A 22,212-nucleotide genomic window follows, 5' to 3' on the forward strand; every position below is an offset into this window, starting at 1 on the left:
TTCATACCCTGGCTTTTAACTGGATCGTCAATCATGAAAAACATCATTCGCCCCGTGATCGTACTGTTCGCGGCACTGACCGTCGTAACCGGGCTCATCTATCCGGCCGTGGTGACCGCGGTTGCCCAAGCGGCATTTCCGGCGCAAGCGAACGGCAGCGTGATCGAGAAGAGCGGCAAGCCAGTCGGCTCGGAACTCATCGGCCAGCAATTCGATGCGCCCGGTTACTTCTGGGGCCGTCTGTCCGCGACTTCGCCGAATCCGTATAACGCGACTGCATCGAGCGGCTCGAATCTTGGTCCGACCAATCCCGCACTCGCCGATGAAGTCAAAGGGCGGATCAGCGCATTGCATGACGCCGATCCGGCCAACACTGCGCCCGTTCCCGTCGATCTCGTGACATCGTCTGGCAGTGGCCTCGACCCTGAGATCAGCCCGGCCGCCGCCGCGTATCAGATCGACCGCGTGGCGAAGGCCCGCAAGCTCTCGCATAACGACGTCGAAGCACTTGTTCAACGCGCGACCACCGGCCGCCAGTTCGGCATTCTCGGCGAAGCGCGTGTGAATGTGCTCAAGCTCAACCTTGCGCTTGACGAAATGAAGCCTGCAAGCTGATCAAGCGGCTTATTTGTTGCTGCCCGCGCCTGTTCCATACAAACCATTGTTAAAGCCGCCGGCACCTTCGGTCTTATGCTGATTGCCTGCCGTCGCGCCTCGTGCGTTTCCCGCGGCTTCCTTCGACTGCGGTTTGAGCGACTCATGTACCGTCGATGCCGACGCATCGGGCTGTGTTCCAGCCGACGAAGTCCGATTGTCCTGAGACGAGCTGCCGTTTCCCTGCGAAATTTGCGCAAAGCCATAAGTGCTTAGCGCAAATAGAACGCTGCCCGCGAAAACCGCAGTCACACGCGCTCGCAAACGCTTGCGAAACTGCACATCGACGTTAAGGAAAGGAAAAGTGTCGTGCGCTTGGTAGGCCATGGAGAGCGTAATAAATTGGAGTGTTAAGGCAACATGCACGAACAATGCCTGACCATTACCAAAATATTCCAACACATTACTTATTTATTACTGCTAGCGCCTTAACGCCGTTCTCCTAAGGTCACCAAGCGCTTGCCCATGCCTGCTCGGCAGTCATTTGCGCCAAGCTTTCTGCGAAATTAGTCCTACGACTTTATAATCGGCACCGGTCCCCAAAAATGCCGAGGCGCACGATGCTACAAATGTCCCGGCGACAGTTCCTGAAAGTTTCCGCAAGCACGCTTGCCGGATCGAGCCTGGCCCTAATGGGCTTCTCGCCGGCGCCGGCTTTAGCGGAAGTCCGCCAGTACAAGCTGTCGCGTACTACTGAAACGCGTAATACCTGTCCGTACTGCTCAGTCGGATGCGGCATCCTGATGTACGGCCTGGGCGACAACGCTAAGAACGCCAAGTCGAGCATTATTCATATTGAAGGCGACCCGGATCATCCGGTCAATCGCGGCACGCTGTGCCCCAAGGGCGCGAGCCTTATCGATTTCATTCATAGTCCGAGCCGGTTGAAATTTCCGGAATATCGCGCGGCGGGATCGAATGAATGGAAACGCATGTCGTGGGAAGACGCACTCGATCGCATTGCCAAGCTGATGAAGGACGATCGCGACGCAAACTTTGTCGAGACGACCGAAGACGGCAAGAAGGTCAACCGATGGCTGACCACCGGCATGCTGGCGGCATCGGCCGGAAGCAATGAAGTTGGATATTTGACGCACAAGACTGCACGCAGTCTTGGCATGCTCGCATTCGATAATCAAGCACGTGTCTGACACGGCCCGACGGTGGCAGGTCTTGCCCCGACGTTTGGCCGTGGAGCGATGACGAACCATTGGGTCGACATCAAGAACGCGGACGTGATTCTGGTAATGGGCGGCAATGCAGCCGAGGCGCACCCGTGCGGTTTCAAATGGGTCACCGAAGCCAAGGCGCACAGAAAAGCAAGGCTGATCGTAGTCGATCCGCGCTTTACGCGGACAGCTTCGGTCGCGGATTATTACGCGCAGATTCGCACGGGTTCGGACATTGTGTTCCTTGGCGGCGTAATTAATTATCTGCTGACGAACGACAAGATCCAGCACGAGTACGTCAAGAATTACACGGACTTCCCGTTTATTGTCCGTGAGGACTTTGCGTTTACGGACGGGTTGTATTCCGGCTATGACGTGCAAAAGCATAGCTACGACAAATCGACCTGGGATTACGAACGCGGCGACGATGGTTACGCCAAAGTCGATCCCACGCTGCAGCATCCGCGCTGCGTGTACAACCTGATGAAGCAGCACTACTCGCGCTATACGCCCGAGCAAGTGGAGAAGATCTGCGGCACGCCCAAGGAGAAATTTCTGAAGGTATGCGAGATGCTTGCGTCTACCGCCGTCCCCGGACGCGCCGGTACGATCCTGTACGCGCTTGGCTGGACGCATCATTCGGTTGGATCGCAGATCATCCGCACTGGCGCCATGGTGCAGTTGCTGCTGGGTAACATCGGCATTGCGGGCGGCGGCATGAATGCGTTGCGCGGCCACTCGAATATTCAGGGTTTGACCGACCTTGGGCTCATGTCGAACCTGCTGCCGGGCTATATGACGTTGCCCATGGAAGGCGAACAGGACTTCGATGCGTACATCAAGAAGCGTGCAACACAGCCATTACGCCCGAACCAATTAAGTTACTGGCGCAACTATCGTGCGTTCCATGTGAGCTTCATGAAGTCGTGGTGGGGCGCGAACGCGACCGCTGAAAACAACTTCGGCTTCGACTATTTGCCCAAGCTCGACAAGTCCTACGACATGCTGCAAGTGTTCGAGCTGATGAACCAGGGCAAGATGAACGGCTACCTCGCGCAAGGGTTCAATCCGCTTGCGGCGGCGCCGAACAAGGCGAAGATCGGCGCGAGTCTCGCCAAGCTGAAATGGCTCGTCATCATGGACCCGCTCGCTACTGAAACGTCCGAGTTCTGGAAGAACTTTGGCGAGTTCAACGACGTGGATCCATCGAAGATCCAGACGGAAGTATTCCGCCTGCCCACTACGTGTTTTGCTGAAGAACGCGGTTCGCTCGTAAGTTCGAGCCGCGTACTGCAGTGGCACTGGCAGGGCGCGGACGGTCCGGGGGAATCGAAGAGCGACCTGGAAATCATGTCGGGCCTGTGGCTGCGAATCAGGAAGGCGTACAAGGAGCAGGGTGGCAAATACCCTGATCCCATTGTCAACATGAGCTGGCCGTATTCGGATCCGGAGAGTCCGACGCCCGAAGAAATCGCGATGGAGTTCAACGGCAAGGCTCTGGACGACGTGACCGATGTCGCCGATAAAACCAAGGTCCTGGCGAAAAAAGGCGAGCAGTTGTCGAGCTTCGCGCTACTTCGCGACGACGGCAGCACGGCAAGCGGTTGCTGGATTTTCTGCGGATCATGGACGCAGGCCGGCAACCAGATGGGCCGTCGCGACAATTCGGACCCCACAGGTATTGGCAACACGTTGAACTGGGCATGGGCGTGGCCGGCGAACCGGCGGATCTTATACAACCGTGCTTCATGCGACGTCAGCGGCAAGCCCTTCGACATGACGCGCAAGCTGATTGCGTGGAACGGCAAGACGTGGGCCGGTGCGGATATAGCCGACTTCAAGGCGGATGAACCGCCTGAAAATGGCATGAACCCGTTCATCATGAATCCGGAAGGCGTGGCGCGTTTCTTCTCGCGTGATGGTCTGGTGGAAGGGCCGTTCCCGGAGCATTACGAGCCGTTCGAAAACCCGCTGGGCTACAACCCGATGCACCCGGACAACAAGGCGGTCGTCAGCAATCCGGCGGCGCGCGTGTTCCCGGACGATCGCGCCGCGTTCGGCACGCACGAGCATTTCCCGCACACGGCGACGACTTATCGCCTGACCGAGCACTTCCATTACTGGACCAAGCACGCGCGCCTCAACGCAATCGTGCAGCCGCAGCAGTTCGTGGAAATTGGCGAGGACCTGGCCAAGGAAGTCGGCGTGGTTGCGGGCGATCGCGTGAAAGTGTCGTCCAATCGCGGCCACATCGTTGCTGTCGCGGTCGTGACGAAGCGGATCAAACCTTTGATGATCGAGGGAAAGAAAGTTCAGACAGTTGGATTGCCGCTGCATTGGGGCTTCAAGGGACTCACGAAGCCAGGCTATCTCGTCAATACGCTAACGCCTTCCGTGGGCGACGGGAATTCGCAAACACCGGAATTCAAGTCGTTTCTCGTCAAGGTCGAAAAGGCATAAGGAAAAGAGATGGCACTGCAATCACTGGATATCAAACGTCTCTCTGCCACGACGCTGCCGGAGCCCCAGGCCCGCGCTCCCGTCACGGGCACAGTTGCGAAGCTGATCGATGTATCGAAGTGCATCGGCTGCAAGGCGTGTCAGACGGCGTGCATGGAATGGAACGACTTGCGCGATGAAGTCGGCGATTCCATTGGCGTGTACGACAACCCGCGTGACCTGACCGAACATTCGTGGACGGTCATGCGGTTCTCGGAATACGAGAATACCGAAGGCGATCTCGAGTGGCTGATCCGCAAGGACGGCTGCATGCATTGCGAGGACCCGGGGTGTCTGAAGGCATGTCCGTCGCCGGGTGCGATCGTTCAGTACACGAACGGCATCGTGGATTTTCACGAGGAGAACTGCATCGGCTGCGGCTACTGCGTGACGGGTTGCCCATTCAATGTGCCGCGTATTTCGAAGCAGGACAATCGTGCGTATAAATGCACGCTGTGTTCGGACCGGGTCGCCGTTGGACAGGAACCGGCATGCGTGAAGACCTGCCCGACCGGCGCGATCATGTTCGGCACCAAAGAGGACATGAAGCAGCAGGCGGCCGACCGCGTGGTGGATCTGAAGGAACGCGGCTTTGCCAACGCAGGTTTGTATGATCCTGCGGGCGTGGGCGGCACGCATGTCATGTACGTGCTTCATCACGCCGACAAAGCCAATCTTTATCACGGCCTGCCGCAAAATCCGAAGATCAGCGCAATGGTCTATCTTTGGAAGGGCCTGGCAAAACCGCTGGCGCTTGCCGGCATTGCAATGGCCGCGCTAGCGGGATTCTTCCACTACACGCGGGTCGGGCCGAATGAGGTGTCGGAGGCGGAAGAGGCCGAAGCGCAGCATGAAGCGGCAGAAGCGAATGAAGCACGCCGTTCACGGGAGGCATCCGATGAAGCACGATGAAAATGCTGTTCCAAGGGATGTGAAGGGCAACGGTCTGATCCTGCGCTATACGCCCAATGAACGCACGAACCACTGGATCACCGCCATCACGTTCGTCTTGCTGGCGTTGTCCGGACTGGCCATGTTTCATCCGGCCATGTCGTGGCTTTATGCGCTCCTGGGCGGCGGGCAATGGACGCGTATTTTGCATCCGTTCATTGGCTGCGTGATGTTTCTCTCGTTCCTGATCCTTGCGTTGCGATTCTGGCACCATAACTATCTCGACAAGAGCGACGTGCAGTGGATGCGCCAGATTGGCGACGTGCTTGCCAATCGTGAGGAAAAACTTCCCGCCATTGGTAAATACAATGCCGGTCAGAAGCTCCTGTTCTTTACTATGGTCGCCTGCCTGCTGCTGCTTCTGGCAAGCGGTATTGTGATCTGGCGCAGATATTTCTCGTTCTATTTTCCGATCGAGATCATTCGCCTTGCCGCCGTTGTGCATGCCGCTGCGGCGTTTGTGCTGATTGTCGGAATCGTTGTGCATATTTATGCGGCTCTGTGGATCAAGGGATCGATTGGAGCAATGACGCGCGGCACCGTGACCTATGGCTGGGCGAAAAAGCATCATCCGAGATGGTTCAAGGAAATCATCGGGAAGTAAGTCTGGCCAGGGCAAGCCAGCATCCGATGTAACCGGGCCGCCGCCGTTCTTTGCTTTTGGAAACGCGGCGGCTCTTTAGTTTCAAGAGGTCGACAATCGTGGTTCAACGCATCCTAGAAGCGGGCGAGATCGAGTCGCTTGATCAGTCCGCCATTCCGCGCATTCGCACGCCCGAGCGCTCTGCTGTATTTCGCGCGCGCGCGGCGCGCCTGCGGGCGCTTGCTGAACGGTCCAACCCCATAGCGGGTTATTTGCGGTTGATGGCGGCGCTTGCAGACGCACAGCAGGACGTGATCCAGGATTTCAAAGCTCAACCGCCGAGCGCCGAGTTGATCGCGAGCGCGCAGAAGCATTCGATGCCATTGATCCCGGCGCTGTCCGGCGTACGGGACCCCGCTTGGCGCGACGTGCTGATTCGTCTGCTCCACAAACTCAAGGCCGCTGGCCCGCTCACGCCTGCTCTAGAGCAGTTGATTGCAAAAATCGAATCGCTCGATTCCGCCACGCTCGAAGCGCAAGCCGACGCCATCTTCGCGCAGCGGTTTGCCGAAGTAGACCCGGCGAGCGCGCCGTTTATTTCGGCCGCGTTGCAAGTGGTGTGGACCGACATGGCCGCCGATATCGATAAACGCGACGTACCGTACATAGAGACGCTTGGACTGTGTCCCGTTTGCGGTTCGCATCCGGTTGCGAGCACGGTGCGTATTGGCGGCGCTTACGAGAATTACCGGTATCTGCAGTGCGGCCTGTGCGCCACCGAGTGGCACATGGTCCGCACAAAATGCTCGAACTGCGATTCGACCAAGGGAATTGCCTATCATGCATTGGGAACACCGGATGCTGATACGCAGACCAGGGAAATAGAATCGAAAAAAGCACCGCTGAAAGCGGAATCCTGCGACGAATGCCATACGTACAGAAAAATTGGCTTCCAGGACAAGGACTACGATTTCGAACCCTTCGCCGACGATCTCGCGAGCCTGACGCTGGATTTGCTGATGGGTGAGGAAGGTTACCGGCGCGCATCGCTGCATCCGTGGTTGTGGCCGGAACACGCCGGCGATAAAACTGACTAACCTTAGCGAATCCAACAAAAAAGGATCGGCTTGTGAGCGATGTAACAAGCGCTGAATTGCGGGCGCTGATGGCGCATGTGCCATCTGTGGAACAGGTCATGGCGTCGGCCGCTTTCGTAACGCTGGCAGGCGAGTTCGGGCGCGCACAGGTCCTGGCCACGCTAAGGAGCGCGCTCGACGGCTGGCGCGCGGCTGCGCTCTCCGGTTGCGCTTCCGTGGGCGCGCTCGATCTGCCCGAGCTGACGGCATCGGTTGAACGGAGTCTTCACGAGCGCAACCGGGCGCGCTTTCGCACGGTGTTCAATCTGACCGGCACGGTGCTTCACACCAACCTCGGCCGCGCGTTGCTGCCCGATACCGCGATCAGTGCGGTCGTTGCCGCGTTGACGCGGCCGGCAAACCTCGAGTTCGATCTGGAGACGGGCAAGCGGGGCGACCGCGATGACCTGATCGATGAACTCATGTGCGAGCTCACGGGCGCAGAGGCCGCGACTGTCGTGAACAACAACGCGGCGGCGGTGCTGCTGACATTGTCCGCATTGGCGTCACGGAAAGAAGTGATCGTATCGCGCGGTGAACTCGTGGAAATCGGCGGCGCGTTTCGCATTCCCGACATCATGAGCCGCGCGGGCGCGAAGTTGCGCGAAGTCGGGACGACCAACCGTACGCACCTCAAGGACTACGACGAAGCCATCGGCCCGCGCACGGCGCTGCTCATGAAAGTCCATACGAGCAACTACGCCATCAATGGCTTCACCAAGGAAGTGACAGTGAGCGGCCTTGCTCCGTTATCGAAGGAGCGCGGCGTGCCCATAGCGGTCGATCTGGGCAGCGGCACGCTGGTCGATCTGACCCAGTGGGGATTGCCGCGCGAAGATACGGTGCGCGAGACCATTCTTGCGGGTGCGGACGTGGTCACGTTCAGCGGTGACAAGTTGCTGGGCGGACCGCAGGCCGGCCTGATCGTCGGGCGGCGGGACCTGATTGCGAAGATCAAGAAGCATCCGCTCAAGCGTGCGTTGCGGGTTGGCAAGCTGACGCTTGCCGCGCTCGAGCCTGTATTGCAGCTTTATCGCGCGCCGGAATTGCTCGCCGAGCGACTCACCACGTTGCGTTTGCTCACGCGTCCCGCCGATGCCATCCGCGCCGCCGCCGAGCGGGTGCAGCCGGCTTTGCAACGCGCGGCGGCCGAGCGTTATACGGTTTTGGTCGAACCGATGTTCAGCCAGATCGGCAGCGGCGCATTGCCCGTCGAGGTACTGCCGAGCTATGGTCTTGTCGTCAGGATGACTGATGGAAAGCGCGGCGGACGCCAGTTGCTCGCGCTTGAAAAGAAGCTGCGCGAGATGCCGCGCCCGGTGATTGGCCGCGTCGCCGACGACGCATTGCGCCTCGATCTTCGTTGCCTGGAAGCCGCCGACGAAGCGGAATTCGTCGCGCAACTGGTGGGTCCGGAAGAATGATCGTCGGCACGGCGGGTCATATCGATCACGGCAAGACCACGCTCGTTCGGGCCTTGTCGGGCGTGGACACCGACCGGCTGAAAGAAGAGAAAGTGCGCGGCATTTCCATTGAGCTTGGCTACGCGTACGTGCCGCTCGATAACGGCGACGTGCTGGGTTTGATCGATGTCCCCGGACACGAGAAACTCGTTCACACCATGACGGCGGGGGCGAGCGGTATCGATTACGCATTGCTCGTGATCGCCGCGGATGATGGCGTGATGCCGCAAACGCGCGAACACCTGGCGATCTTGCAGTTGCTTGGGGTGAAGCAAGGCGCGGTGGCGTTGACCAAGATTGATCGCGTGGATGAGGCGCGTTTGCACGACGTGCATCAGGAGATTGCATCGTTTCTGGCCGCGAGCACGCTGCACAATGCACCGGTTTTCGATACCAACGCAACCCTCCCCGGCGACCCGGGCGTGGCTTTGCTCGACGCGCATTTGCGCGCGGCGGCGAGCGCGTGGCGCATGCGCCGCGACGACGGTTTGTTCCGGCTCGCGATCGACCGCGTATTCACGCTGTCCGGGCAGGGCACGATTGTTACCGGCACGGTGATCGCCGGACGGATGACGGCAGGCGATACATTGCTGCTCGCGCCCAAGGGCGCTCCTGTGCGCGTGCGAAGCATTCACGCGCAAAATCGCGCCGCCGAGTCGGGTCGCGCGGGCGAACGGTGCGCGCTTAATCTCGTGGGTATCGAGAAGGGCGCAATCAGTCGCGGCGACTGGATCGTCGATCCGAAATTGTCGCGAGTGTCCGAACGTATCGATGCCACGCTCACCGTATTACCCGATGCCGCCGTCACGTTGCAGCATTGGGCCACGCTGCATGTACACCTTGGCACGCAGCACCGGGTCGCGCATGTCGCGCTGCTGGATGGCGAAATGCTGCGTCCGGATCAAACTGCGCGCGCGCAACTCGTGTTCGATCAGCCTGTGTGCGCGTTGCCGGGCGACCGGTTTATCGTGAGAAATGCGCAGGCGAACCAGACGTTGGGCGGCGGACATGTGCTCGATCCGTTCGGCCCGGCGCGCAAGCGGCGCATACCGGAACGCCTCCGTTGGCTCGACGCAATCCAGACGATGCTCGACACCGGCACGCTCGACGCGCTGCTGGATCATGCGCCCCATGGTTTATCGCGCTCGTTGCTGGAACACCTCACTGGCATGCCGGCGGCGTCGCTGAATCTTCCGGCTGGCACTCGCACTGTCGCGCTATCCGGCGACGATGCGTTGTTCGTCGCAGGCGCGACGTGGGATGCGTTGAAGGCTCATTTGCTTGGAGCGTTGCAGCAATTCCATGAGCGTTCGCCCGACGAGCAGGGACCCGATGCATCGCGCTTGCGCAGGATCGCCGCGCCGCTGATGGACGATGCGTTGTGGCGCGCGCTGATCAACGATGCATGCGCGAGCGGCGACATTGTCCGGAGCGGACCGTGGCTGCACATGCCGGGACACGCTGTCACGCTCGATGCCGCCGAAGAGGCGCTTGCGTTGCAGTTGCTGCCTGCTTTGAAAGCCGGCGGTTTCAATCCGCCATGGGTTCGTGATCTTGCGGCTTCGCTTGGCGTATCCGAAGAGCGTGTGCGTCTGTTGATGCGCAAGCTTGCGCGGCAGGGCGAAGTTTTCCAGGTGGTGCGGGATCTTTTTTATCATCGCGATGCAATCCGCGACCTCGCTGTAATCGCTGCGTCGGAAGCGAAAAAGAATGAGGCGAGACTGGCCGCCGCACCTTTTCGCGATGCCACCGCACTCGGGCGCAAACGCGCGATCCAGGTTTTGGAATTTTTCGACCGCGTTGGGTATACTCGCTTCCACCGTGAAATGCACGTAATGCGCACGGACAGCCGTTGGCTCGATCTGCTTTGATGCGTGCAATGCGCGGCTGGCAGTTCAAACGGTTTTATCAGCGTCAAGATGGAAGGCATCCGTATCCGGTGGTGCGGCTGGGCTTCAAACCCAGTTGGGGGCGTCAGACGTTCTCAGGTCGGTTCGACTCCGGCTGCCTTCCGCCCAGTGGGCCTTCCCGGTCATTCCGACCTCTTCCAATGATGTCCTGTAGATCGCTGATTTTAAAGCGGTTTATGGGTAACGACGTGCTTGCGGCTACCGTTGACGTCCCGCACAATTTCCCCACGAAGTATGGGTAGCGATGTGGGTTTGTGGGTAGGGAGGTCAACATGGCAGGACGACAGTTGCATCGACTCAGCGCTCTCCGAGTCGCGAAAGAAGTGATGCCGGGTCATTACGCGGATGGCGGTGGCCTCTACATGCAGATCGCGGACAGCGGTGCGCGTTCATGGGTGTTCCGGTTCAAACTGAACGGTCGCATGCGGGAGATGGGTCTTGGTCCGCTCTCGCGGGTCTCTCTGGGCGAGGCGCGAAAGCTGGCCGCCGGGTACCGTGACATGGTCAGAGACCTGATCGATCCAATCCTTGCGCGGCGTGAGCAGCAGCGAAGGCAACTGCTCGACATATCGTCGGATGCCAACGTGACGTTTCGTGAAGCAACTGAAGCATTTATCCACGCGCACGAACCCCAGTGGCGAAATCTCAAGCATGTTCAGCAGTGGGGTAACACGCTCAAAACGTACGCGTATCCGGTCATCGGTGACGTCCGGGTGCGCGACGTTGACACCGCGATGGTCGTGCGGATCCTTCAGCCGATCTGGACGAGGAAGGCGGAGACTGCGCGTCGGGTGCGCGGCCGCATCAAGGCGATTCTCGACGCAGAGACGGTGCTGGGTCACCGCGTCGGCAGCAACCCGGCACGATACGTTGACCATCTGCAACTCGTGTTGCCGCGGTCGAAGAAACGGTCGCAGGTGAACCATCACCCTGCACTACCCTGGGAGGACTTGCCTGCGTTTATCCGGGAGCTTGAGCAACGTCCGCGGCGCGCGGCGCGTGTGTTGCATCTGCTCATCCTCACGGCGACCCGCACGAACGAGGTGCGTTTTGCGCGACCCGAGGAGTTCGACCTCGCCGCGCGCATATGGTCAATTCCTGGCGATCGTACAAAGAGCGGCCGGCCGCTTCGCGTACCGCTTTGTGACCGTGCTGTCGAGATCGTGCGCAGCGCATTGCCGAAGGCAAAATACGGCTATCTGTTCCCGGGCTGCAAGGAAGGGCGTCCGTTGTCGAACATGGCGATGCTGACGCTTCTAAGACGGATGTCACGACACGGAATCACCGTACACGGTTTCCGCTCGACGTTCCGCGACTGGGTTGCCGAATGTACGGACTATCCCGATTCGCTCGCAGAGGAAGCCTTGGCACACGTCATCGTATCGCAGACAGTGGCAGCCTACCGGCGTCGCGACCAGCTCGAGCGTCGACGCCTGATGATGGCAGATTGGGGATTTTATTGCGGGAGTTCGCGTGAGAACACTGCGACGGTCAGGGAGCCTGTGTCGCAACCGGTTGCTGCCAAAACATCGTTCGCAAATCCGCCAAACCTTCACCGATGTGGGTGCCGTTCGCGATCAGTTGCGTTGGATGCGTGAGAACCATTCTTCCGCGTGATTGAGCCAGAACAAGAAATCGCTATGAAGTGCGACCGATGATTTCACGAAGAGATGATCGAGTTGATAACGTATCTTGTATGCGCCACGACACCTCGTTGCCGAGTTGATTTCTGCGGCGAAATTGTCTAGCGGACGACTCTGGAACACCGCGGAGTGGGAGTAATTTAGGATCCTCTGCAGTGGTCTGCAGAGGTCCGTCGACTCCCTGATTTCCCGTACAAAAACAAGGGTTTATCGACTATTTTGATCCGCTGCCGTCCGGCGGCAGCGCTACGTCGCCGACGGCATGGGCGACGGTATAGCATCTTTCTCTGCAGACGATCCATTTTGATACCGTCACGGCGCGTGACGGTATCAAACACGGTATTAGTTCACGGAGTATTGCATGCTCACGGACCTCGAATTGCGGGCGCTCAAGCCCACCGGCAGGATATACAAGGTTGCTGACCAGCGTGGCCTGTATGTGGCGGTTACCTCGTCCGGAGCGGTGAGTTTCCGCTTCGACTATCGTCTGAATGGGCGCCGGGAGACCCTGGTCATAGGCCGCTACGATCCCGGGCTACCAGCACGCGGCCCACGTGTTGCTGACGAACTTTCCTTTGGCATGTCGGTGCGTCTTGCGGAAGCAAGGCTGCTCCTTGAGCGGGCTCGTCGGGAAGTGGAACAGGGCGTCAGTCCGTCGAGAAACAAGGTTGAAAAGCGTGCAGAAGCGGCCGAAGCGATGACGTTTGGGAAGTGGGCCGAAAAATACTTCGCAGAAGCCACGCTCTCGGAATCGACCCGTGCGATGAGGAAGTCCATCTACGACCGGAATCTTGCAGCGGAGTTCGGGCGGCTGAAGCTCGAAGAGATCACACCTTCAAGACTCTTGATAAGGTGTGAGAAGATCAAGGAGCGGGGTGCTGCTGCACCCGCCGTTCAGGCACGCGACATCGTCCTGCAGGTCTACCGTTTTGTGCAGGCAAGAGGGCTGAAGGTAGTCAATCCGGCGGAAGACATCCGGCCCTCTGCCATCGCTACTTTCAAACCGCGGGACCGGGCACTGACACCCGGAGAAATCCACGTATTTTTCAAGGCACTGGAGCGCACGCCCACGCTGCCGACGCTGCGTCTGGGGGTCAGGTTCATGCTGCTGACCATGGTGCGCAAGTCGGAATTCATCCAGGCCAAGTGGGATGAGGTGGACTTCGGTGCCGCGGTCTGGACAATTCCGAAAGACCGGATGAAGGCCGGGCGCGCGCACAACGTTTATCTGAGCCAGCAAGCCCTTGATATTCTGGTCACCTTCAAGACGTGTTTCGGCGCAAGCTCGTACCTGCATCCTGGGCGCTACGAAACGGAATTGCCGATAAGTGCTGCTACCCTGAATCGCGTAATCGATAGTGCCGTCAAACTCGTTCGCGAGAGTGGGGCGGAGGACTTCGAATCTTTCTCGGTCCATGACCTACGGAGAACGGCGAGCACGCAACTGCATGAAGCCGGGTTCAACAGCGACTGGATCGAAAAATGTCTGGCGCACGAGCAGCACGGGGTGAGAGCGGTGTACAACAAGGCTGAATATGCCGAGCAGCGGAGAACAATGCTGCAGGCGTGGGCGGATACGCTTGACGGCTGGATAGCAAAGGATCCTGCTGCGCATAGCGCCGGTCAGGTGTAGCCTGTCGATCGAGGCCTGAGTCCGACTGCAGAGAAGCGACCGTGTGTCGATGGCGTAGCTTACGCAAACGGCGCTGGCGCACTCATGTAAATTCCTTCGATGGTTTGGCGGACAGCCTCGACACGTTTGAGCGCGATTTCGATGAATGCTTGCGCAAGACGCGATGGTTCGTTGTGTGCGGCGGTCAACATCGCATAGTCGTAAGGCACGAAAGGTTGCATCGGCTTAAGCACAAGACCGGGGTGCTGGAACGCAACCGCGGTGAAGGGGTCGATTATCGCGATGCCCAAACCTTCATGTGCAAGCAGTGCGGCTTGGGCGGACATCATGGCTTCAACAGAGGACACAACGGACACTCCCGCCTTCGCGAAGGCCTCATCGATCAGCCTGCGCAACATGCTGTCGGAGCCGAGCGAAATAATCGGTTCTGAGGATAGCAATGCCGGAGTCAACAACGGTTCCGCGGCCGTCAATATTTGGCTATCGGTAGCATCCCAGACCTCTGCATGACCTGCCCATTTGATCTCGATAGGAATATCGATCTTCACACCTGAATCTAGCAGGTAGGAGATACGCATATCGGGCTTTTTTGCGTCAAACACTTCTGGCTCTCGTGCACCGACTATGGGCTGCTTAGCGAGCATCGGTATAAGTTGGCCATATACCGCAGTTTGAAACGCCTTCTCGTCGAGAGGTTTTCGATCGCCGGCCGTTTTGGTACCTTGCCAAAGCAGCGGCACGAGACTGTGGTCAGAGCGAAAGGCGGCCACTAGTCATGTTGCGATCGTCTCATTCAGTAAAGCTGCGGCATTGGCTTCACTCCGAACAAGTGCTGTGGGTGACCGGGAGCGATGACGGCGGAAACGCGGAAGATCGACCGGATTGGCGAGACCCGATGCCCAGACATCGATTGAGTGGAAAGCGTGGTGAACGCAGCATCAGCTTGAAATCGACAAAAAAACGACGTAAAATCAGCAATAACTCGACGGAGGTTCTATGTCGGCTGTCCTTGATTTTCAGCAATTCGCCCTCGGCTTGCAGGCTGCGGACCGGCCGCTTATCGCGCCGGAACGGTTTGCCGCAGCCTTCCATTTGCGCCAGCAAGACTTGGCAGAGCTCGCTCATGTTCATCGCGCCACGGTATCGGCGGCGCCCACGAACGTGAAACTGCAGCAGTTCATGCGCGACACGCTGCGGGTGTTGTCGGCGGCGATGGAGGTCAACCCGGATCAGGCTCAGGCGATGTACTGGTATAAAAATACGCCAATCCCTGAGTTCCAGCACCGTACGGGCGAGCAACTTGTGTCGGCGGGCAAAACTGAAGCGGTGATTTCGTATCTGCTTTCGATTGCGGGCGGTTCGACGGGATGATCCTGACGCACATCGGGCCTGAGGACACCTTTTTCAGAGCCTTCACGCCCCAGTGGGCGTATCAACCGGAAAGCGGTGCCGGTGCTGCTGTGAGAGGGGGACGATTCAACCGTCAGGGTGTTGAGGCTCGCTATCTTGCGGCCAGGGCTGACGTCGCGCTGCTCGAATACCAGAGTGAGTCTGCCCTCCTGCCGCCGGCGACCCTGGCGAGCTTTCTGGTGACGGCTGAGAACGTGGTCGATTTCACCTGTGGTTATGTTGAAGAGACGTGGAACCCGATCTGGGCCGAAGCGTATTGCAACTGGAAGGGGATGGCTTTTCTGGACGAGATCGAACCCCCGAGCTGGGTGATTGGTGATCTCGTGAGGGAGGCCGGCTATCCGGGCATTTTGTATCGCTCGGCGCGCAATCCATCAGGGATATGTCTCGTTCTGTTTCCGGATCTGGCGAAGACGACGGGATACAAAGCGAGCGTGTTCGATCCCGGTGCGCTATTGCCACAGAATGCCTTGTCCTGGTCACGGCAACAGAAGTGACAGACAACGGTGGCCGCAGTTTTGGTTCGCCACCGTATCCTTGCCAGTCAGTCTGGTATCCGGGCTGTGTCGGTGTTCCACCATCGGGTAATGGGTGGACATAAATACGTGTGCGAAGATAGTTGGCCGGCTTGGCGAGCATTTATGTTTCGTCGAACCGACTGACGTGATAGCGGATCTGCCACATGGGAAGGCCGCTCCCGGTAATGGTGTTCTGGAACCGAAGGGGCATCTCGGGCGCGCGTTGAGCAACTGGGATCTCAGTCAAAGTGATTCCTTGGGCCAACCGCTTTTGGATGCTGTGCGCGATGACATCTTCGACAAAACAAAGAACCCGATCTGTCATGTCGGCGATCTGGTTGCGCGCGAAGGAGGTTCGAAAGTCAAGGAGGCGCTGTTTCTCCGACACCCGAAACGCTGCTGCGTCCGCCTCGTAGGCAACAGCAACCTGCCATGGCCGTGTTAGAGTATCCAGCGCTGCGTTGCATCAGGCGTCGAGAAGAATATCCTGAACTACCGGCCGACTGCAGACAGCTACTACAGACCTGCCTCGAAGGTCGCGACGCAGGCCGACAAACGGTCAGTGCCCAGCCGGCGAGTTGCTGTCATGATGGACGAATGCGAATACCTACCTCACCGCAACGCAGTCGTATGATGTCGAGCATCCGCGGCAAGAATACTCAGCCGGAACTTGCCCTTCGAAAAGCTCTCTTTTCCGCTGGCTTTCGTTATCGATTGCATGAGCGAAGGTTGCCGGGCTCTCCCGACTTAGTGTTTCCGAAGTACAAGGCTGCGCTGTTCGTCCACGGATGCTTCTGGCATCGGCATGAAGGCTGTCGATACACCACAATGCCCCAGACAAACGTCGACTTCTGGACTCTCAAGTTCGAAAAAAATGTGGACCGCGATGCGCGGAACATTGCAGCGCTTCGTGACGCCGGGTGGCGTGTCGCTGTTGTGTGGGAGTGTGCGTTGAAGCATTCGCCGGATGAGGCGTGCGAAAAGGCAGCTAATTGGTTACGCGGCAGAGGGCAACTTTTGACAATTGGCTGAAGCAGTTCGACATCCGCCCACGAAGTACTCGGCGATGGATCGAGGAGCCGCAACATGAACGATCCCCGGAAGCTCTTCGTCGATGAGCGACTTCAGGGAATATGCGTCTATTGCGGCACGGTGCCCAATACAAGGGATCACTGTCCATCCAAGGTGCTGCTGGACGTGCCATATCCCGAGAACCTGCCTGTGGTTGAGGCCTGTGCGACGTGCAACCACTCCTTTTCCTTGGACGAACAGTATCTTGCATGCTTCCTTGAGTGTGCGATGTGTGGCTCCACGAAGCCCGACGCGCTGCAGCGCAAAAGCATTCAGCGCATCCTCAAGGAAACCCCGCATCTGGCCGCCGAGATTCAATCGAGAATGACTTTGAACGAAGACGGGATCAAGGTTTGGCATCCCGACATGGAGCGAGTGACTAAGGTACTGCTCAAGCTGGCACGAGGCCATCTTCATTACGAGTTGAGCGTCCAGGAGCGTGACAGTCCGGCCTCTATTGAGGTCTTCCCGCTGGCACTGCTGGAGCCTGAGCAACGGAACTTCTTTGAGTGTCCTGACCCTGGCCCATTGGACGTGTGGCCAGAGCTGGGGTCACGGGCGTTTTTGCGGGCGTGCGCCTCGGGGGAACTGTTCGACGACGGTTGGCGATGCGTGCAGGAAGGGCGTTACAGGTATCTGGTCGGCCAGAGCGACGGGAATTATGCTCATATCGTGATCGGCGAATATCTTGGATGTCGAGTAGTTTGGAACTGAGCTTGGCCAGAAAGGCCGCTGCTCAGCACACGGTTGGTCACGGCGTGGGAGCCTGTGCCCTGCTGGGGAAAGTCTTTGCATCGGTAGGCTGTGGCATGACCGATGCCTTCCGCCGCAGCAAATCGCCTTCAACTCCTGTGGAATATGTGGCCTAGCAGTACTCAATCGACCGGCGCCAGACCCAGACTGGTCTGGCGCTTGTACGATATAAGTCCAATCGATCTTCCGTCGGTTGCTTGGGACGCGGCCTTTTCCTTTCGCCTGTCGTCCCGGCTCAGTCCCGCGAGCACTCCACGCACGATCTTGGCCAGCTTGTGGGCAAGCAGGGGCGGTACGGCATTGCCGACCTGGGTGTACTGTTCCGTGCGATTGCCCGCAAAGAAGTAGTTGTCCGGGAACGTCTGCAGTCTGGCGGCTTCCCTGACCGTGAGGCTTCGGCACTGGGTCGGATCGTAATGGATGTAATAGTGGCCATCCTTCGCGATGTGTGACACGATGGTTGTCGCGGGGTCCCTGGCGCATTGCACCCGGAACCGGTCCTTGAATGGAATCGCCTCGGTCGCCTCTCTTTCCTTCATTACGTTGCTGTGCTTCGGGAGCAGTTTCGGAGGAAATATATCGAGGCGAGGCGAGTACCTCTCTGACTGGGCGAAGCAGGCGGCGAACAGATATCGCGCGAGGTCGGAATCCATGTGCGAACGAGCCTCGTGCTGGCAGAAACCGCTCAGACTTCTGTCATGCACCCAGCGCTGCAGTTCCGTCTGTTTCCCGAGCTTGGGTTTTCGGCCGGGTTTCTGTGCGAACGGCTTTCCGACGCTGTTCCATGTGGCGGCCAAGGCCGAAGTTTGCATGAGTTCGGTCATGGCCCGTTCGTTTGGCCCTCTCCAGCCTGCGAGGTAGGAGGGACCTGCAAGGACCGCCTCGCGCCACGCCTCGATGGAATCTCCCTTGGACAGCCTGCTGCGGAGCTTGGGGAGATCCTCGATGGCCTGTTTCGCCGACACGGGCTCCATTACTGGAAGGAGGTCATGGCGGGACGCGCCTGCGTCCTTTCGGATGCCCAGCAGGATCACACGGTGTCGGCTCTGCGGTATACCATGCCTCTCGGCTTGGATCACGAAGTCGACAGGTTTGAGCGTGTCGCTGTTGCCCTTCTTGACGAATGAACGGATCTCGTACTCCAAACCGGGCGAAGGAGCGCAAAGGTCGGCGAGGATTCGCTCGAACATCGGGCTTCCGGAATGCTGCGAGGAAAGCAGCCCCTTGACGTTCTCCATGACGAAGATCGTCGGCCGGTGCTCCTTGATGATGCGCAGGTATTCCCTGTAGAGGAAATGCTTGACGTCATCCTTGAAGGTCTTGTCGTTGGTCCGCCTTGCTCTGCCAGCCAGTGAATAGGCCTGACACGGCGGGCCCCCGATGAGAACCCACGTGTCCTTGCCTCCCAACGCTGCACGGATTTCCGTGTCGATGCCTGCCTCATCGGCCTTGCCCAGTTCCAGGCAGCGAGCCTCCTTTTCCGCGTTGGCGAAGGCCTCGGCGACGGCTGGAATCTCCCTGAACGTCGGCTCGTCGATCTCGTTGCGGATGTAGGAATAGTAGTGCTGGATGTGCTTCGTTCCACGCAGTTGCCGGAACACGGCGCGCAGCGTCAGCGTCCGGTGCGCGATCGGGTCCTTTTCGATCGACAGCCCGATCTTGAAGACGGGTTCGCGCTTGTGGTCCCGGAGTGAGGAGAACCCCTCTCCGAGTCCGCCCGGGCCTGCGAAGAGGTCAATTATTGGAATTGGCATTGAAGACCTAAGATTCTTTCGAGTGATCGATCGCCACGGACGGATCACGTCGACGCTGTGATGCGATGGTCATGCGGCCACGCTTTCCATGTAGGGGCGCATCACGTTGGATACCCGATCGATGTCCGCGTAGTGCGACAGCTCGTCCATGGAGACCTTGCGCTGCTCCCACCCGTTGCGCAGCGCTTCAAGGGCGACATCGATGCCGATCTTGTTCCGGTACTTGAAGCAGTCCGCGATGGTTTTGGCCGCATTGAAGACCGGTACGTTCAGTCCATCGATGCACATGGACTGAACGCCCTCGGTTAGAGCTTGGCCCGACATGCGGACTGGGCGCAGCGAGGGACGATCGACACGGGGGGTCGGCGAGTTCTGGGGAATCGCCAGCCAGACTTGGTGCGGTGCCCGCTCTCCCAGACCATGGATGCGCAGCGCCGAGAACAGGCATATCACCCCTCTCGGAACCCTGAGCGTGACCTCTGCCAGCGAAATGTGCTCGCTCAACAGCAGATCGGGGCGGGCGTACATGCCTCGGCCCACGCGCCTCAGCCGGCCATCCTTCACCAAGCGGCTCAAAATGATGGTAGGCAGGGAAAGCGCGGCGACATCCCTGGCCCGTAGCAGAGACGCACTGCGGGCCAAGGCAAGCACCTGCTCTTCCTGCGTCTGGCTGGACATTTGAATCACAATCGATAATGTTGCATTATTTAGTCATTATTTCACAATCGAATAGAGATCGCAACATGAGCGGGATGCTGCATCGTTCCGAGTCGTGGCTGCCGATCGCAGGAGCATTGGCATGACAGAGCGTTCCTCGACGGAACTTCAACGGGCATTGAGCACCTGCCTGGGCACTCTGCGAGAAAGGGCGAGTGCGGCCTGGGAAGGCAGGGGACAGGAAGCTCTGACCTCACTTGTCAGGGTACTAGACCTCGTTGCCGTTGCGCCGTTCTGGGGCCTCGACGCAGGGGCGGACGGAGCCACTTGGGAATCGAGAATGGCATCTGCCTTCGTGCTTCTCGGTGCGAGTGCGGGGCTACGCCCTTTTCTGTCGACTGTCGGAAACACACCCGGCGGTCTGCCCTGGGAGCCCAGTCGGGTCGATGCGCAGCAATATTCCTATATCTATCTTCGCGAGTGTGGCGAGCTGACCTTCCTGCGGCGAATGGCCGAACTGGAGCGCTACGGGCTTGCAACCTCGCAGTCGATGGGGCGGGGGATATTCAGACTGGAAACCGGCTCGAGCGCTCCAGAGCTGGCACTTCAGGCCGCGATGCGGGCTCGGAGGGACAGACGCAGTGAGCCCAGAGAGCTCGGATGCACCGAGGCCGAATGGGCGCGCATCCATGCGAGGATGGCCGGATACGTCGACACCTCGAATGGATGGTTCATCCAGTACGACAACGACTGGCACATCGTGTCGACCTACCGGGAAGAGGCCCGGCGCTATGGGCACCGCTTTCTTGAAGCGGAAGCATTGCCCGATGACGCGATGATCGGAGACAGGACCTTCGGGGAGTGGAAGCACACCTGCGACCAAGCACTGGGTCGAGTTCTCGCACACATGAACTTCGCCAGGCTGCTCAAGAAGAATCCCACGATCAATCTGAGCGATGTACTCACCATCTTTGCGAGGAAGAACGATATTCGACAAGTATGGGAGCAGGCCGGAGTGCCAGCTGCCCAAGTTCCGGCGACAATGAAAGCCCTAACGCTCGGAGTTGACGGTCTTGACGATTGGGATGGCGCGTTCGAGACGCCCACGCCCTTTCATGTGGAAGTGGGACGGGACTTCGTGCTGCTTCCGCTGTTCGGGGCCCTGACCAATCCCTACTTTGCACTGTTTAGGCACTTGCGGCAGTTCTACCGGGCGGACTGGGATCGTGCGGTGGACCGGCGCGAGGATGTGTTCAGAGCGGATCTGGCGCGGCTGTTCGCGGAGCCACGGTATCTCGTGCCCTCGCGAGGTTTTCGGCTTTCGCGAAAGAACGGATCTCTGCTCACCGACATCGATGCCATTGTGGTGGATCGGCAATGTGGATCGGTGGCGCTCGTGCAGTTGAAGTGGCATGACATCTTCGGCTTTTCCTTGGCGGAAAGGGAAAGCCGTCGGAGGAACCTAGCCAAGGCCAACGAATGGATAGCGAGGGTTTTCGAGTGGGTCGGTGGCAGATCGTCGCGTGATGTTCTGGTGCAGTTGGGAATTGACGAGGTAGCTTCCGATCGACCTCCGGCTCTCTTTGTCCTAGCACGGTACGCCGCTCGATTCGCGGGTGAGGACGGACAGGACGCACGGGCATCCTGGCTGGGGTGGCCTGAAATGCAGCATGCGATGGCGGTGGATGAGGTGGCCTCGGACCCATTGATGCTAGTGCCCGGGCAGGTGATGCGTCATCAGAGGGGTTTCGAATCGCAGGCAACGCAGGATGTCACATTCGAATTTCCCGGCCTGGAGGTTGTGCTGCAGATGCATGTATCTACTCCGAGCGCTGTCGTTTCATGAGCAATTCGGGACTATCGCTGGCCAGTTTCCGAAGTGGTCATGGCACTACGGCTTGACCGGACCACGCTGTACATGCTGCTCCGTATCGAGTTGCCACGGGCGTCTTCTTAACTCTGCGGCTCCTATCACTGGTGTCTCCGTGGCATTGCAACTACATCCAGTTCTTGCCGGGGGCCGAGGTAGGTCAGTTACATGAGGCGCGCGCGTGCGGCGGAAAGCGTGTGGTGTCGAGCAGCATCACACATCCACGTTTGTGGCGGCTGCCCACTGGCTCGTTCCGTCCGGCCATTCTTCACCAAAGGCGGAGGCAAATGAGCAGAGAACATCTTCGCCTGGGCCTTGGCCGATTCCTAACGTAGATACCACCAGACACAGTTCAGCGTCATCGCCCTCATCCCCCCCATGCTGGCTGCAATCATCATCCCCGATCGGGAGGCTAAAGTTTCACCGACATACGTTAAAATGCATAAAATATCAACGAACGAATCAATATGTTTCATTTCGTCGGTCTGCGACGCGCCACGAGGACGCTACGACAACTCGTTTGGGGACGATTGAAACT

General features: G+C 58.9%; 19 protein-coding genes and 1 tRNA gene. 15 read left to right on the forward strand and 5 right to left on the reverse strand.

The genetic code is table 11. From position 1 onward, the window contains the following. Positions 1-33: 33 nt before the first annotated feature. Positions 34-615, forward strand: coding sequence for a potassium-transporting ATPase subunit KdpC (gene kdpC / locus AWB64_RS22465; RefSeq protein WP_060857642.1), 582 nt, complete (start codon positions 34-36; stop codon positions 613-615). A gap of 9 nt (positions 616-624) precedes the next feature. On the opposite strand, the gene AWB64_RS22470 is transcribed toward kdpC, so the two are convergent. Further along, positions 625-1,053: a beta-xylosidase gene (locus tag AWB64_RS22470; RefSeq protein ID WP_244164156.1), complete on the reverse strand. Its 429-nt coding sequence runs from the start codon at positions 1,051-1,053 to the stop codon at positions 625-627. Between the two features lie 161 nt (positions 1,054-1,214). Here AWB64_RS22470 and fdnG point away from each other — a divergent pair, with 161 nt between their 5' ends. The 9 genes from fdnG (at position 1,215) to AWB64_RS22515 (ending at position 13,641) form a co-directional block, all read left to right on the forward strand. Further along, complete coding sequence (gene fdnG / locus AWB64_RS22480; RefSeq protein ID WP_157766675.1) at positions 1,215-4,283, forward strand: formate dehydrogenase-N subunit alpha; 3,069 nt, start codon at positions 1,215-1,217, stop codon at positions 4,281-4,283. 9 nt (positions 4,284-4,292) lie between these two features. Then, on the forward strand, positions 4,293-5,234 hold the full coding sequence (fdxH, locus tag AWB64_RS22485) for a formate dehydrogenase subunit beta (RefSeq protein WP_060857645.1): 942 nt from the start codon (positions 4,293-4,295) through the stop codon (positions 5,232-5,234). Beyond that, on the forward strand, positions 5,221-5,877 hold the full coding sequence (locus AWB64_RS22490) for a formate dehydrogenase subunit gamma (protein WP_060857646.1): 657 nt from the start codon (positions 5,221-5,223) through the stop codon (positions 5,875-5,877). Before fdxH ends, AWB64_RS22490 begins: the two co-directional genes overlap by 14 nt. A gap of 98 nt (positions 5,878-5,975) precedes the next feature. Continuing rightward, positions 5,976-6,953 carry a formate dehydrogenase accessory protein FdhE gene (gene fdhE / locus AWB64_RS22495; protein ID WP_060857647.1) on the forward strand — a complete coding sequence of 326 codons (978 nt, stop codon included), beginning with the start codon at positions 5,976-5,978 and terminating at the stop codon, positions 6,951-6,953. Between the two features lie 32 nt (positions 6,954-6,985). Continuing rightward, a complete protein-coding gene (selA, locus tag AWB64_RS22500) occupies positions 6,986-8,416 on the forward strand; it encodes an L-seryl-tRNA(Sec) selenium transferase (protein ID WP_075643323.1) in 1,431 nt (476 codons plus the stop codon). Next, positions 8,413-10,326 carry a selenocysteine-specific translation elongation factor gene (gene selB / locus AWB64_RS22505; RefSeq protein WP_060857648.1) on the forward strand — a complete coding sequence of 638 codons (1,914 nt, stop codon included), beginning with the start codon at positions 8,413-8,415 and terminating at the stop codon, positions 10,324-10,326. Before selA ends, selB begins: the two co-directional genes overlap by 4 nt. Before the next feature lie 50 nt (positions 10,327-10,376). Then, positions 10,377-10,469 (forward strand) — tRNA-Sec (locus AWB64_RS31660). Positions 10,470-10,637: 168 nt separating this feature from the next. Next, positions 10,638-11,963, forward strand: coding sequence for a tyrosine-type recombinase/integrase (locus AWB64_RS22510; RefSeq protein WP_244164157.1), 1,326 nt, complete (start codon positions 10,638-10,640; stop codon positions 11,961-11,963). Between the two features lie 406 nt (positions 11,964-12,369). Beyond that, positions 12,370-13,641, forward strand: coding sequence for a tyrosine-type recombinase/integrase (locus AWB64_RS22515; RefSeq protein ID WP_060857649.1), 1,272 nt, complete (start codon positions 12,370-12,372; stop codon positions 13,639-13,641). Between the two features lie 59 nt (positions 13,642-13,700). Here AWB64_RS22515 and AWB64_RS22520 read toward each other — a convergent pair whose 3' ends face one another. Next, positions 13,701-14,411, reverse strand: coding sequence for a LysR substrate-binding domain-containing protein (locus AWB64_RS22520; protein WP_082850592.1), 711 nt, complete (start codon positions 14,409-14,411; stop codon positions 13,701-13,703). A 226-nt stretch (positions 14,412-14,637) separates the two neighbouring features. Here AWB64_RS22520 and AWB64_RS22525 point away from each other — a divergent pair, with 226 nt between their 5' ends. Then, the gene (locus AWB64_RS22525) at positions 14,638-15,012 is read left to right on the forward strand and encodes a DUF2384 domain-containing protein (RefSeq protein ID WP_060857651.1); all 375 of its coding nucleotides are present in this window, start codon (positions 14,638-14,640) and stop codon (positions 15,010-15,012) included. After that, a complete protein-coding gene (locus AWB64_RS22530) occupies positions 15,009-15,548 on the forward strand; it encodes an RES family NAD+ phosphorylase (protein ID WP_060857652.1) in 540 nt (179 codons plus the stop codon). The genes AWB64_RS22525 and AWB64_RS22530 overlap by 4 nt, the downstream gene beginning before the upstream one ends. A gap of 142 nt (positions 15,549-15,690) precedes the next feature. Here the strand turns inward: AWB64_RS22530 and AWB64_RS22535 are convergent, their stop codons facing one another. After that, positions 15,691-15,957: a hypothetical protein gene (locus AWB64_RS22535; RefSeq protein ID WP_060857653.1), complete on the reverse strand. Its 267-nt coding sequence runs from the start codon at positions 15,955-15,957 to the stop codon at positions 15,691-15,693. A gap of 209 nt (positions 15,958-16,166) precedes the next feature. Here AWB64_RS22535 and AWB64_RS22540 point away from each other — a divergent pair, with 209 nt between their 5' ends. Together AWB64_RS22540 and AWB64_RS22545 are read left to right on the forward strand one after the other, a co-directional pair. Next, positions 16,167-16,601, forward strand: a complete 435-nt coding sequence (locus AWB64_RS22540; protein ID WP_060857654.1) for a very short patch repair endonuclease — start codon at positions 16,167-16,169, stop codon at positions 16,599-16,601. A gap of 54 nt (positions 16,602-16,655) precedes the next feature. Further along, positions 16,656-17,354 carry a hypothetical protein gene (locus AWB64_RS22545; RefSeq protein WP_060857655.1) on the forward strand — a complete coding sequence of 233 codons (699 nt, stop codon included), beginning with the start codon at positions 16,656-16,658 and terminating at the stop codon, positions 17,352-17,354. A 161-nt stretch (positions 17,355-17,515) separates the two neighbouring features. Here AWB64_RS22545 and AWB64_RS22550 read toward each other — a convergent pair whose 3' ends face one another. Beyond that, positions 17,516-19,147 (reverse strand): DNA cytosine methyltransferase, encoded by a 1,632-nt coding sequence (locus tag AWB64_RS22550; RefSeq protein ID WP_082850593.1) that lies wholly within the window; start codon positions 19,145-19,147, stop codon positions 17,516-17,518. 69 nt (positions 19,148-19,216) lie between these two features. Next, positions 19,217-19,825 (reverse strand): type IV toxin-antitoxin system AbiEi family antitoxin domain-containing protein, encoded by a 609-nt coding sequence (locus AWB64_RS22555; RefSeq protein ID WP_060857656.1) that lies wholly within the window; start codon positions 19,823-19,825, stop codon positions 19,217-19,219. 319 nt (positions 19,826-20,144) lie between these two features. Between AWB64_RS22555 and AWB64_RS22560 the strand changes: the two genes are divergently transcribed. Next, positions 20,145-21,650: a hypothetical protein gene (locus tag AWB64_RS22560; protein ID WP_157766676.1), complete on the forward strand. Its 1,506-nt coding sequence runs from the start codon at positions 20,145-20,147 to the stop codon at positions 21,648-21,650. Positions 21,651-22,212: the final 562 nt, after the last annotated feature.

This window comes from Caballeronia sordidicola, assembly GCF_001544455.2.
Lineage (GTDB): Bacteria > Pseudomonadota > Gammaproteobacteria > Burkholderiales > Burkholderiaceae > Caballeronia > Caballeronia sordidicola.